Source organism: Plesiomonas sp. ZOR0011, assembly GCF_000800945.1.
GTDB lineage: Bacteria > Pseudomonadota > Gammaproteobacteria > Enterobacterales > CAMTGL01 > Plesiomonas > Plesiomonas shigelloides.
Genome location: NZ_JRKB01000034.1, coordinates 39,173 through 52,574, shown reverse-complemented (window position 1 = coordinate 52,574; position 13,402 = coordinate 39,173). Strand labels below are relative to the sequence as shown.

The 13,402-nt window shown below is 52.0% G+C and carries 9 protein-coding genes; 3 read left to right on the top strand and 6 right to left on the bottom strand.

Going from position 1 to position 13,402, the window contains the following annotated elements; translation table 11 throughout:
- Positions 1 to 19: 19 nt before the first annotated feature.
- Complete coding sequence (locus tag L975_RS06035) at positions 20 to 2,374, bottom strand: DNA internalization-related competence protein ComEC/Rec2 (protein ID WP_047707709.1); 2,355 nt, start codon at positions 2,372 to 2,374, stop codon at positions 20 to 22.
- 12 nt (positions 2,375 to 2,386) lie between these two features.
- Between L975_RS06035 and L975_RS06030 the strand changes: the two genes are divergently transcribed.
- The gene (locus tag L975_RS06030; protein WP_047707708.1) at positions 2,387 to 2,908 is read left to right on the top strand and encodes a DUF2062 domain-containing protein; all 522 of its coding nucleotides are present in this window, start codon (positions 2,387 to 2,389) and stop codon (positions 2,906 to 2,908) included.
- Positions 2,909 to 3,099: 191 nt separating this feature from the next.
- On the opposite strand, the gene rmf is transcribed toward L975_RS06030, so the two are convergent.
- The 5 genes from rmf to L975_RS06010 form a co-directional block, all read right to left on the bottom strand.
- Positions 3,100 to 3,273 (bottom strand): ribosome modulation factor, encoded by a 174-nt coding sequence (gene rmf, locus L975_RS17575; protein ID WP_010861840.1) that lies wholly within the window; start codon positions 3,271 to 3,273, stop codon positions 3,100 to 3,102.
- A 242-nt stretch (positions 3,274 to 3,515) separates the two neighbouring features.
- Positions 3,516 to 5,441 (bottom strand): ABC transporter ATP-binding protein, encoded by a 1,926-nt coding sequence (locus L975_RS06025; RefSeq protein ID WP_047707706.1) that lies wholly within the window; start codon positions 5,439 to 5,441, stop codon positions 3,516 to 3,518.
- A complete protein-coding gene (locus L975_RS06020) occupies positions 5,428 to 5,664 on the bottom strand; it encodes a glutaredoxin family protein (protein ID WP_036768499.1) in 237 nt (78 codons plus the stop codon). The genes L975_RS06025 and L975_RS06020 overlap by 14 nt, the downstream gene beginning before the upstream one ends.
- Before the next feature lie 65 nt (positions 5,665 to 5,729).
- Complete coding sequence (rlmKL, locus tag L975_RS06015; protein ID WP_047707704.1) at positions 5,730 to 7,859, bottom strand: bifunctional 23S rRNA (guanine(2069)-N(7))-methyltransferase RlmK/23S rRNA (guanine(2445)-N(2))-methyltransferase RlmL; 2,130 nt, start codon at positions 7,857 to 7,859, stop codon at positions 5,730 to 5,732.
- A 239-nt stretch (positions 7,860 to 8,098) separates the two neighbouring features.
- On the bottom strand, positions 8,099 to 9,022 hold the full coding sequence (locus tag L975_RS06010) for a hypothetical protein (protein WP_218185568.1): 924 nt from the start codon (positions 9,020 to 9,022) through the stop codon (positions 8,099 to 8,101).
- An 843-nt stretch (positions 9,023 to 9,865) separates the two neighbouring features.
- Here L975_RS06010 and cadB point away from each other — a divergent pair.
- Both cadB and cadA read left to right on the top strand, forming a co-directional pair.
- Positions 9,866 to 11,188: a cadaverine/lysine antiporter gene (gene cadB, locus L975_RS06005; RefSeq protein ID WP_010861845.1), complete on the top strand. Its 1,323-nt coding sequence runs from the start codon at positions 9,866 to 9,868 to the stop codon at positions 11,186 to 11,188.
- A 70-nt stretch (positions 11,189 to 11,258) separates the two neighbouring features.
- Entirely contained in the window at positions 11,259 to 13,394 is a 2,136-nt protein-coding gene (gene cadA, locus L975_RS06000) for a lysine decarboxylase (protein ID WP_010861846.1), read from the top strand.
- The last annotated feature ends 8 nt before the right edge of the window (positions 13,395 to 13,402 follow it).

Below are 13,402 nucleotides of genomic sequence, written 5' to 3'. Positions count from 1 at the left end.
ATCACAATAGCGGGCTATTCTAACCGTTTGATCGGAGTGCGCCAAATAGCTGGCGATACCAAACCGGCGAAATATTCCTGCGATGGGTCAGGATTTGGTAACGGTCGGGGAAAAAATGAACGCTAATCTGCCCATTATCAATGGTATTCCACACGGGGATCTGCTGTTGCTGATAACGCGCTAAGATTTCTGCCCGCGGATGCCGCCACTGATTAAAGCGTCCTGCCGACACCAATGCCGCCTGTGGTTGTACCGCCTGCAAGAAAGCTAAAGTGGATGATGAGCGACTGCCATGATGGGGAATGGTCATGATATCTGCGCGGATATCGCTGCCCTTTTGCACTAACTGCTGCACTGATTGCTGCACAAGCTGCGCCTCGCCAGCGGCATCAATATCGCCCGTCAGCAATACACGAAAGCGCCCATCGGTCACCAGCAAGGTGCACGAATCAGTATTACCGGCTTTCGGCACCTGCTGTAGTGGCCATAGCGGCTGGATCCCAAGGCCCTGCCACTGCCAGTTAAGCCCCCGATGACACGCCCCTGCCCCGCGCACCGCGCCGGATAAACGCAGCCAAGCATCGGGATAAGCACGCTGTAAGTCCGGCAATCCGCCGGCATGGTCGTTATCCTGATGTGAGAGAATAATGCCGTCTAGCGTCAGGCCATGCCAACGCAAAAAAGGCAGTAGCGTCAAGGTCGCCATACTGCCGCCATCCCAACTGCTACCGGTATCGTAGACAATCGCATGCCCATTGCGGCTCAGCACCATCGCTAGCCCTTGGCCAATATCCAACATATCCACGCGCCATAAGGGTTCACGCCGCGCCAGCGGCAACAGCAGTAGCACCACCAGCAACACGCTGGCGACTGGCGCGCTACGGTGTAATCCCAAACGCCAGAGCATTACGCCCGCTAACAACGCCAAACTTAACGGTACGCTGAGCGCCGGTAACCATTGCCATTGCTCGGCCAGTGGCGTCACGACCGGCCACAGCACCCGAATACTGATATCGGCTAATAACCAGCACACACTTGCCACCACTGGCAATGCACTGGTGAGTAACGCCAGTAGCAAAAGCGGAACCGTCACAAAGGTGATCAGGGGAATAGCCAGCACATTGGCTAACAAGCTTTGCAGCGGTAGCCCATGAAACATCGCCAATTGCACCGGCGCTAATAACAGAGTCAACCCCAGTTGAATATGAAACCATTCGGCGGGAATGCGCAGCCAACGATGGTGCTTAAGGGATGGCGGCAACGGAAAGAAATGCCCCAATACCAGCAACACGCTCACCGCCAAACAGGACAGCCAAAAGCTATCCGACAACACAGTGAGTGGGTCAATCAGTAGCAAGAGTGCCATCACTACCAGCAGTAATGTCACCGGCCGCCATTGCCAACGTAAACAGCGCGCCGCTAATACGAGTATCAGGGCAAACAGAGTGCGCTGCGCCGGTAAATTACCTCCGGCCAGCCATACGTAGATGCCTGCCGCCAGCGCTGAGCCAAGTAACGGAAATAAGGGCGTCATCCAACGCATCGGCAGACACCACTGCGCCAAACGACACAGCATAAAGCCACACAGACCGGCAAACAGCACATGTAATCCGGAAATTGCCATCAAATGCGCAATACCGCTGTACTGAAACACTTGCCAACGCACATCGGATATCATGCTGCGCTCACCGAAAGCCAGCGCCAGAAGCACATCCTGATTAGGTAAACCGGCCATCTGTTGCAGGCTGCGGCTGATCAAGCGCTGGCGCAGATCGGGCTCACCACCAATACGGATCCCCTGCTTGATTAAGCCGGTCGCTAAGATATGCTCGGAAATCATCCAACGCTGCGCATCAAAACCGCCTTCATTTTCCCGCCCAGAAAGCGGACGCAACTTAACCTGTAATTGCCAACGCTCACCGGCTTGCATCGGTAATGGCTGTAATACGCTCAATCGCGCCAAAAAAGGCTTTGCTAAACCAGCGCCGGAGAGAACTTCCACCAAAATCGGACGCTCTTTAGGCTCGGTTAACGACGCCGTACTCGGTGCGCGCGGTGGATTTTTTGCTCGACTGTCATTTCGTTTAAGGAGGGGACTTTTAATCTGTGCAATGATGGTAATATAACCGGCGTCAGATTTTAGCTGCTGACTCTCATTCAAGAATTGACGCGCCTCGGTTATTGCCCCTATAAAGGACACCCCCAGAATCAGTAGCGCACCACGCGCAGCAGGTGACGGGAACAACCTGAACAGTAACAGGGGTAACAGCCCGAGCAGCAGTAACCACGAGGGTAAAGCATTGAGCCACACTAAAGGCAAAGTTCCGGCAATAACCGCAACGGCGGCAGTATCCAGTATAAGAAATCGTTTCAACGGTGTGTGACCATGCTTAAACAGTTTATTCAGAAATACCTGCCCTCACAGGAGGCGATGCAGAACCACAAAAGCCTGCGTATTCTTAACCGCTGGCTGCATCATGCCAACCTGTGGAATCTGAATCGTCGATCTGCTTCCGGCGCTTTTGCAGTCGGACTGTTTGTTGCATTCATTCCGTTGCCATGCCAAATGTTGTTGGCGGCGGCGGGCGCTATTTTGCTGCGGGTCAATTTGCCGTTATCAGTCGCACTGGTATGGCTGACTAACCCAGTGACCATGCCGCCTATTTTCTATTGTGCGTATAAAGTCGGCTCGTGGATCTTAGGTACACCGCCGTTCACCGGTGAAGTGCATTTCACGACTGAGTGGATGATGCGACACTTCTCGCACCTGTTTACGCCGTTCTTGTTGGGCAGCTTTGTCTGCGGGATTGTGGCGGCTATTCTGGGGTATTTTGCTATCCGCGGGATCTGGCGTTACTCGGTCACGCGCAACTGGCAAAAGCGTCGCCAGCGTAATCTCAATTCTTAAGCGACCCATCTTAAGCAACCAATAGCTTAATCAACAAAACCGAAGCAACAAAAAGGGCACTCCCTGAGTGCCCGTGGTATGTCTGATTAACTGATTCCGGCTGCGGACTACTGTCACTACTGTCCTAAGAGCATGTTCTGAGGGCAGCCGGGGTGATATCCGGTGTAAATTATTCTCCGATACCGGCAGCCCTATTTAATACCATTTGACGTTCTGTCTTCCATTGCTTCGCGCCAACCGCCTAACCAATGTGATCGCGCATCAAGAGTTTGATACGGGCAAAGCTCTTTCGAACGCCCTTCTAATCCAGCAAAGTAACCACGTGAATGAGCACGTTCCAAACGATCCCGTTTTTGTCTCTTCATTCAGGTTTCCCTCATGTTGGTACGGAAGACTCAGAAGAGGAGTAACTCCTCCCCTCTAAGAATTGAACAATCATGGGATGAATTCAACGCGCAAAATTCAGGCCAATTCGGCTTTTGTGAGGCCTGACACGGGGAAGCGAAAAAGAAAAAGGCCATCATACCGTTCAGCATGATTGCTGAGTATGATGGCCTGATGACAGATTAGCGAAAGAACCGTTACAGATTCAGTCAGTTATTCTGTACTAGCTGTTGTTTTTAATATTTTCCAGCTCTTCCCAACGCTCAAAAGCCGTTTCGAGCTTTTGCTCTACTTCAGCCAATTCATTCAGCACGCGGGATGTTTCCTGATGCGGTTTTTGGAAAAATTCTGGATTTTCCACCTCAGCCTGCAATTCTGCGATGCGAGTTTCGTACTGCTCCAGTAACGCTGGCAACTCATCAAGCTCACGTTGTTGCTTATAGCTCAAACGCACTGTCGAGCTTGTACGACGCGGCTTTTCGGCCACAGGTTTGGCTTCTTCTGCTGGCTTGGCTGCCGCTTTCGGCTGCTGCGCCGCACGAGTGGCAAACACTGCCTCTTGCTGCTGACGCGAGTCATGGTAGCCACCGACATACTCGGAAACCTGACCATCCCCTTCAAACATCCAGCACGTTGTCACTGTGTTATCGACAAACTGACGATCGTGGCTCACCAGCAGCAATGTGCCTTGGTATTCAGCCAACAACTCTTCCAACAGCTCCAGCGTTTCAATGTCCAGATCGTTGGTTGGTTCATCGAGGATCAGCAGATTGTTCGGTTTGAGCAGCAACTTCGCCAACAACAAGCGGTTACGCTCACCACCGGACAACGCTTTGACTGGTGTCATCGCACGGCGTGGATGGAACAGAAAATCTTGCAGATAGCCCAGAATATGACGCGGTTTGCCCGCCACCATCACTTCTTGCTTGCCCTCTGCCACGTTGTCCATCACGGTTTTTTCGGGGTCTAACTCGGCGCGGTACTGGTCAAAGTACGCCACATCGAGCTTAGTCCCGCAACGCACGGTGCCAGTCGTTGGCTGCAGCTCACCCAGCAGCAATTTGATCAGCGTGGTTTTCCCGCAACCGTTAGGCCCTACCAGTGCAATCTTATCGCCACGCATGATGGTAGTGGTGAAGTTCTTCAGCAGAACTTTGCCATCCACTTCGTAGCCCGCATTTTCCAGCTCGAAGACAATTTTGCCGGAGCGAGAAACGTCGTCCACTTGGATGCGCGAAGTGCCCATCACTTCACGACGCTCCGCACGCTCGCGACGTAAGGCTTTCAGTGCCCGCACCCGACCTTCGTTACGGGTACGACGCGCTTTGATCCCCTGACGGATCCACACCTCTTCCTGCGCCAGACGTTTATCGAACTCGGCGTTTTGCTGCTCTTCCACCCGCAAGGCTTCTTCTTTGCCTTCCAGATATTTGTCGTAATCGCCCGGCCATGACACCAAAATGCCACGATCCAGATCGACAATGCGCGTTGCCATGTTACGAATGAACGCACGGTCGTGGGAGATAAAGACAATGCTGCCCTTATACTCTTTGAGGAAGGCTTCTAACCAGCGAATGGTATCCACATCCAAGTGGTTGGTCGGTTCATCCAGCAGCAGGACATCAGGGTCAGAAACCAGCGCACGCGCCAGCGCCGCTTTACGCAGCCAACCGCCAGAGAGCTCTGACAGCGCCATATCCTCTTTCAGATTGAGCTGCTCCATCACCTGATGAATACGGCTTTCAAAACGCCAGCCATCGCAGTGATCCAGCGCTTCTTGCAAACGAGCCATTTTCGCCAGATTCTGCTCTGACGGATCAGTAGCAATCTTCAGCGAAATGTCGTGGTAATCTTTGAGTTGCTGAGCAACTTTTTCTACGCCTTCGGCGACATAGTCAAACACGCTACCTTGCGCATCACGCGGTGGATCTTGCTCCAAACGCGCAACCACAACATCTTGCTGCACCTGCAAGCGGCCATCATCGAGCTTCTGCTCGCCAGCCAGCACTTTCATCAGGGTCGACTTACCGGCTCCGTTACGGCCAACTAAACAAACCCGCTCGTTCGGCTCAATATGCAGTTCGGTATGATCCAGCAGCGGCGCATCGCTGTAAGAAAGGTATGCGCCGGTGAGGTTAATCAGCGCCATGGGCTAACCACTCCTGTAATCGTTGTAAATCAAACGGCCAGCCCAATTCCCGGCCAGCCGGATCGCGTAATACCGGGATGCGGATGCCATAGTCAGCTTCCAGCGCCTCGTCTCCCGCGATATCAATCTGTTCACAGTCCGGCGCAAGGCCAGCCTGAACAATCAGTGCCCACGCCATCTCACAAAGATGGCAAAACTCCGTGTGGTAAAGCCGATATGGCATGAATACATCCTTGAATTGGCACGATGCCGGAATCCTACGAGTCCGGCATCGTCAGTGTTGCTGTGTTACGCTTTGTGGCGGATCAGCCAGCAGTTGTGGATATGCTTGTTACGGGAGAAATCCGGTGACTGAGAGCGTGCGGTAATGTTTTCCGCTTCCAAGCCCAGCTCCGCCATGCCTTCCATATCCATCTTGAAACCGCGTTTGTTGTTGGAGAACACCAAGGTTCCACCCGCTGCCAACAGACGCTTGAGATGCTCCATCAGTTTCAGGTGATCGCGCTGCACATCAAACGAATCTTCCATGCGCTTGGAGTTCGAGAAAGTTGGCGGATCGATAAAGATCAGATCAAACTGCTCATCCGCATTTTCCAACCAGCGCAAGCAATCGGCCTGAATCAGGCGGTGATTACCGCGAATATCGTTCAGAATCAGGTTCTGCTCAGCCCAGTTCAGATAGGTGTTGGACAGATCCACGGTGGTGGTACTGCGCGCGCCGCCTAATGCCGCATGCACAGTGGCACTGCCGGTGTAGGAGAACAGGTTCAGGAAACGCTTGCCCTGCGCCATTTCGCCCAACATGCGACGAGTCAGACGGTGGTCAAGGAACAGACCGGTATCCAGATAATCGGTCAGGTTGACCCACAGGCTGGCGTTGTATTCGTGCACCACGAAGTACTCGCCTTTTTCCGCCATTTTCTCGTACTGGCTGCTGCCTTTTTTACGCTCACGGACTTTCAGGATAATTTTGTCCGCTTCCACACCGGTGACATCCAGTACTGCCACCACCAGGTCAAACAGGCGATGACGGGCTTTTTGCTCATCGATGTCTTTTGGCGCGGCGTATTCGTTGATCACGATATGATCAAGGTAGCGGTCAATCGCCACGTTGTAATCGGGCAAGTCGGCGTCATACAGACGGTAGGCTTCCAGACCTTCTTTCTCCGCCCACTTGTCGAGCTTTTTGATGTTCTTGCGCAGACGGTTAGCGAAATCTTCCGCCCCTTTGAACGAAGTCGGCGCGCTATCTTGTGTTTGTTCAGCGATTTGGTAGTTCTTCTGCACACAGTCTAACGGGCCGTTTTTAGCCTTGAACTGACGCTCAGCACGCATCTGCAGACAGCTCAGCAACTCAGGCGCGCCACTGAACAAGGATAAACGCCAGCCTGGGAATTGCTGCTTCAAACGACGACCAAACACGGTATGCAGGGCAATCAGCGCCGGCACCGAGCCCAAACGCTCACCGTACGGCGGGTTAGACAATACCGTACCACGCACACCCGCGGCTTTTTGCTCTGCGGTCAGTGGATTTTCCAACGCAACCGCATCGGCACGTCCAACGCTAATCAGACGATTCAGGCCGGCATTACGGATGTTGGTTTTCGCGCGGTCAATCACGCGCTGATCGTTATCGATACCGAAGAACAGCGGCTCGGTACGGCTGATCCCTGCATGTGCACGCGCCTGCGCTTCATCACGAATCGATTTCCAAATATCGCGATCGTGGCCTTTCCACGCTAAAAAGCCCCACTGCTCACGCCACAATGCCGGCGCGACATCCGCTGCCATCATCGCCGCTTCAATCAGCAATGTCCCCGAGCCGCACATTGGATCCACCAGCGGTGTACCAACCTGCCAGCCAGAGCGCAGCACCAGAGCCGCCGCCAAGTTTTCTTTCAATGGCGCAGCGCCGGTACGGTCACGGTAGCCGCGCTGGTGCAGACTGTCGCCACACAAATCCAGTGACATCACCGCTTCATCACGGTTTAAGTACACGTTGATACGGATATCCGCATCCTGACGCTCAACATTCGGGCGCTGGCCAGTTTTACGGCTGAAGTGGTCAACAATCGCATCTTTAACCCGTACCGCACCAAATTGGCTATTACGGATTTCATTGTTGGTACCGGTAAAATCAACGGCGAAGGTATCGTTCACATCGAACATATCCTGCCAGCTCACACTGCCTGCCCCGAGGTAAAGATCCAGCTCGCTGAACACCTTGAAGGTCGCCAGAGGCAGCAAAATACGGGATGCCAGACGGCTCCACATCATGCTGCGGTACATGGTTGCCATGTCCCCTTTGAAATGTACGCCGCCTTGTGTCAGCTTACACTCTTGTGCTCCGAGGCTCTCCAGCTCCGTTTTCAGCAGTTCTTCCAATCCCCGGGCTGTTGTTGCAAACAATGCTTTCATCGTGTCTCTGATTTCAAGAAAAATTGTGGTCTATTATACGCATTCTCGGCTTTAAAGTCCGTGAATAATCGTGTTGTCATCGCGGCCATTCTTGCTCGGCCTATGCGGCTCTAGACGCCGAGAGCCAAAAAGCCGGAAACAGCATGGCTGCGTCCGGCTCTAAGTTCTGCGCTGCCATACGGCAGACGTGTATTCAGCGCATCATACCTTCATTACGATTGCGCTAAGCGGCGTTTACATCATGTCAGTGACATATCGTTGACATAATAGTGCCGATTTGGCCGCTGGCCTAAAATCCCCTGTTCCATCAGCTGGTGGAAAATGCTGTCCACATGCTCGGGCGGCAATTGCAGCTCTTGCGCGACCTGCTTTTTACTGCAGCGTAGATGACCATTGAGCAGCGCATCGCGCACCCGCTCAAACGGCGTTAACACAGGCTCCAGCGGTAATTCAGGCTCCGGCTGAGGTAATTCGGCGGTGTTTGCGGCATCTCGCTCAGCTTGCCGCGTTTTTTCTTGTTGTTCTGCCAGCCAGCGGCGACGGAAGCGATTTTCCTCACCAATCAAGCCAACAAAAAAGGCCGCGAACACATCCAGCAGCAGCGACAAAAAACACACCAGTGCGAACTGCACTTGCGCCACAGACCAATGCAGCCCATCCGCCAGACTGCTCATCAGCCCCAGCATTGACGATTGCTCACTCACCGGGCGCGCATCACGCTCCAATCGCAGTTTATCTTGCTGCAAACGTAAGGCAGTATTCGCCTCTTGCATCCGCTTCACGCCGCTAGAAATGCGATCCAGCTCGATATACTTCATCGCCGCAGTTTCGTTGAGTTTGATCTGTCGCTCAATCGCGGCAATCTGCTCATCATAACGTGCAGTTTCGCGTTGGTGCTGCGCCTGAATGTTCAGTGCCGTATTGGTCGCACTGTTAATACCGCCGATACTGCCGCCAATAGAAATTGCCGCGAGGATGGAATAGAACACCAGCGCCGAAAGCGCGCCGCTGACATCCCGACGCGCGCGCCGTTCGCCAAACTCATACCAGACATAAAACTTACCCAGCTCGAAAATAACAGCCAGCGCCCCGAACAGCCATTTCATCAACGGATTATTGTCGATGGATAAAAACAGCAGCAGGGAAAAAATTATCGAAGCCAAGATCGCGGCACCGGTAAAACTGTAAACAATTGTTAGCGCGAACCATTCTTTCGGGAATCGCACCGGCGCAGATGTGTGTGTGGTCATGAGGGTTACAGCAGAAAATCACGTATGGACAAAGTTGGCTGACGATTATAACCACCTGCCATCACGTTTAAAGGGAAACACTGTAAATTTACCCAGATATACAGTCTTTTGTATATTTTCTGACTCATTAGCTATCGATTACCGCCAATGCCCCTGCTTTAGATGGGTCTATTGAAGGTTAAATCGCCCTTGCACAGCGTAGCGCTTCTCAGCACGCCATCATCGAACCCGCGGCCTGACTCGATTTGGCACGAGTTGTCACCGCTCTTGCTGGGCAATCCCCTAACATCGCGATACCACTTTACACCCCACTCAATCGCCATGCGCAACACTCGCAGGCAAAACAAAATCAGTAAGCCTCACGTGACAATACACACCACCAGCAATATATAAGACATTTAAGTAAATAAAGTCACATATTGGATAAATGATAATAAAAACAAGGCTAGACATTTTACCGGAATACCATTTAATTAAATAACGCAACACTTGGTGTCACTTTAAAACCTGACAATCATAATTATTTATTTGCATTCCGCTTTGCAAAAAACAGGTTCATCGTACACGCTTTTGATAGCGCCAAATAAAAGCACGCTAATTTTTCTGACAAGAGTCTGGTTAACATACCGGATTTTAAAACAAAGCCTACTTACGGAGTCATTCGCGCTCCGTATATATGACGTAATGTATTTATTTCGGCGATCACAAACGCAGGACGATTCATGTATTAACGAAAAATGAAACCGGAGCGCATATATGTCATCTGATAGCACCAAAAGAATAGGCTTAATTGCCTGTACCGGCCTTGTCGCCGGTAATATGATGGGCAGTGGTATCGCATTATTGCCCTCCAGTCTGGCTGCATACGGTTCGATTACCATTTTCAGCTGGATGATTTCACTGGTGGGTGCACTGGCCCTGGCTTATGTTTATGCACGGATGGCCACCACCAACCCGCAAGCCGGTGGTCCGGTGGCGTATGCCGGTGAAGTCGCCCCGATTTTCGGTTTCCAAACCGGGGTTCTTTACTACCATGCGAACTGGATCGGTAACTTGGCAATCGCCATCACGGCGGTATCCTACCTGTCCACCTTCTTCCCTATTCTGAACGAGCACATCCCTGCCGCTATCGCCTCGATCGCGATTGTTTGGTTCTTTACTTTCGTCAACCTGTTAGGCGGTGGCTTCGTCAGCCGACTGACAACCATGGGCGTTGTACTGGTGCTGATCCCGGTCGTGGGTACCGCGCTGTTTGGCTGGTTCTGGTTCGATCCACACACCTATGCCGCCAGCTGGAACGTCTCGGCGAAACCTGATTCAACCGCAATTACTCAGGCCGTTATTCTGTGTCTGTGGGCCTTTATTGGGGTGGAATCGGCCTCTGTGAGTACCGGATTGGTGGATAATCCGAAGCGTACTGTGCCACTGGCAACCATGCTGGGTACGGCTTTAGCCGGTATCGTGTACATCGCGGCAACGCAAGCAATTAGCGGTATGTTCCCTGCTGAAGAGTTGGCTAAATCCGGTGCGCCGTTCGGGATGGCAGCCTCTTTGATGGTCGGTAACTGGGCTAACGGCGTGGTATCTCTGTTTACCGCTCTGGCCTGCTTAACCTCACTGGGTTCGTGGATGATGCTGGTAGGTCAAGCCGGTGCGCGTGCTGCGAAAGACGGTAACTTCCCAGCCGTGTACGGTGAAATGTCTGAATCAGGCATTCCACGTAAAGGGCTGATTCTGGCCTCAATCAAAATGACTGTACTGATGATTCTGGTGGCCTTCTTAGGCGCCCAAGGCGGCAGCGCAGCCAACCTGTTTACTCAAATCACCAGCATCGCGGTACTGCTGACCATGCTGCCGTACTTCTACTCCTGTATCAACCTGATCCGGATGGAAGGCGCAAACGTGAAGAACATGCTCAGTTTGGCTGCCGGTGTATTAGGTAGTGCCTTCTGTTTCATCGCGCTGGCCGGTGGTGAACAAGGCCCTCTGGCCGGCACCTTTATCGTTTCCCTGATTATCTTAATGTTTTATGTCCGCAAAGTGGCAAAACGCGAAGCCGCTAAACAGCCACAAGCGTAAATGTAAATCCGGAAATTACGTTTATACCGGCGGCCTGATTCAGGCCGCCATAAACATGCGAGGGATTTAGATGAACATCGTTGCCATTTTAAGTAATGTGGATGCCTACTTTAAAGAAGCGCCATTACAAGAGCTCGACATTGAACTCCAAAAACGCGGATTCCATGTTATTTATCCTTCCGATGCGGCTGACTTATTAAAAGTTATCGAAAATAACCCGCGTATTTGTGGTGTTATTTTCGACTGGGATAAATATGGTTTGGATCTGTGCAAAGATATCAGTGCCATAAACGAGAATTTACCACTGCATGCCTTTGCCAATAATAATTCCGTACTGGATATTAAACTTGGCCACTTGCGGTTGAATTTAAGTTTCTTTGAATATCATCTGGATATCGCAGATGATATCGCATTGAAAATCGGGCAAAAACGCGACGAATATGTCGACCGTATTCTGCCGCCATTAACCAAGGCGCTGTTTAAATATGTACATGACGGTAAGTACACCTTCTGTACACCCGGCCACATGGGCGGCACCGCCTACCTGAAAAGCCCCGTCGGCAGCATTTTCTACGACTTCTACGGTGCCAATACCCTGAAAGCAGATATCTCGATCTCCGTCGCCGAATTGGGTTCACTCTTGGATCACTCTGGTCCGCACAAAGAAGCGGAAGAGTACATCGCGCGGGTCTTTAACGCCGATGCCAGCTACATCGTCACCAACGGTACCTCTACCGCCAACAAAATTGTCGGCATGTTCTCTGCCCCATCAGGCAGCACCGTGCTGATTGACCGTAACTGCCATAAATCGCTGACCCACCTCATGATGATGAGCAACGTCACGCCGATTTATTTCCGCCCGACCCGTAACGCCTACGGTATTCTCGGTGGGATCCCGCAAAGCGAATTCAAGCGCGAAACCATTGAAGCCAAGATCAAAACCACGCCGAATGCGCAGTGGCCTATCTATGCGGTTGTGACCAACAGTACCTATGACGGTCTGCTGTATAACACCGGCTTTATCAAAGATACGCTCGATACCAAGTTCATCCACTTTGACAGTGCTTGGGTGCCTTACACCAACTTCCACCCGATCTATCAAGGCAAGTACGGCATGAGCGGCGGTGGTATTCCGGGTAAAGTGGTGTATGAAACCCAATCCACCCACAAATTGTTGGCGGCGTTCTCACAGGCCTCGATGATCCACATTAAAGGTGAAGTGGATAAAGAGATCTTCAACGAAGCCTTTATGATGCACACCTCAACCTCGCCGCATTACGGGATCGTGGCCTCCACCGAAACCGCCGCTGCGATGATGAAAGGCAATACCGGACGCGCCTTAATTGACGCCTCGGTACAGCGTGCAGTGCGCTTTCGTAAAGAGATCAAAAAGCTGCGGGCGGAATCCGACACCTGGTTCTTTGATGTGTGGCAGCCGGATGAAATTCAAGATGCCGAGTGCTGGAACCTCAGTCCAAATGATAAGTGGCACGGCTTCAAAGATATCGATGCCGACCACATGTACCTCGACCCGATTAAAGTCACTATCCTGACCCCTGGGTTAGATAAAGACGGTAATCTGGAAGAAACCGGCATTCCGGCCGCTCTGGTGTCCAAGTTCCTTGATGAACAAGGCATTATCGTTGAAAAAACCGGCCCGTATAACATTCTGTTCTTGTTCAGTATCGGTATTGATAAGCCTAAAGCGATGCAGCTGCTGCGCGGCCTGACCGACTTTAAACGCGGTTACGATCTGAACCTGAAAGTGAAAACCATGCTGCCTTCCCTGCATGCCGATTCACCGCACTTCTACAAAGATATGCGGATCCAAGAGCTGGCGCAGGGCATTCACAAACTGACCATTAAACATGATCTGCCGAAGATTATGTTCCATGCGTTTGAAGTGCTGCCGCAGATGGTGATCCCGCCTTATCAAGCGTTCCAAGAAGTGCTGCAAGGCAACACGGTGGAAGTGCCATTAGAGGATATGGTGGGCAAAATCAACGCCAACATGATCCTGCCTTATCCACCGGGCGTACCGTTAATTATGCCGGGAGAAATGGTGACCGAGGAAAGTAAACCGGTATTGGAATTCTTGAAAATGCTGGTGGAAATCGGACGCCACTATCCGGGCTTTGAAACCGATATCCACGGTTGTCACCCACACGACGACGGCCGTTACATGGTGAGCGTGCTCAAACGCTAGCCTAAAAC

Excerpts from the sequence above, each read along its gene's own strand:
- cadB (WP_010861845.1), top strand. The coding sequence starts at position 9,866 with ATGTCATCTGATAGCACCAAAAGAATAGGCTTAATTGCCTGTACCGGC.
- L975_RS06020 (WP_036768499.1), bottom strand. The coding sequence starts at position 5,664 with ATGCCATATCGGCTTTACCACACGGAGTTTTGCCATCTTTGTGAGATG.
- L975_RS06030 (WP_047707708.1), top strand. The coding sequence starts at position 2,387 with ATGCTTAAACAGTTTATTCAGAAATACCTGCCCTCACAGGAGGCGATG.
- rlmKL (WP_047707704.1), bottom strand. The coding sequence starts at position 7,859 with ATGAAAGCATTGTTTGCAACAACAGCCCGGGGATTGGAAGAACTGCTG.
- L975_RS06025 (WP_047707706.1), bottom strand. The coding sequence starts at position 5,441 with ATGGCGCTGATTAACCTCACCGGCGCATACCTTTCTTACAGCGATGCG.
- rmf (WP_010861840.1), bottom strand. The coding sequence starts at position 3,273 with ATGAAGAGACAAAAACGGGATCGTTTGGAACGTGCTCATTCACGTGGT.
- cadA (WP_010861846.1), top strand. The coding sequence starts at position 11,259 with ATGAACATCGTTGCCATTTTAAGTAATGTGGATGCCTACTTTAAAGAA.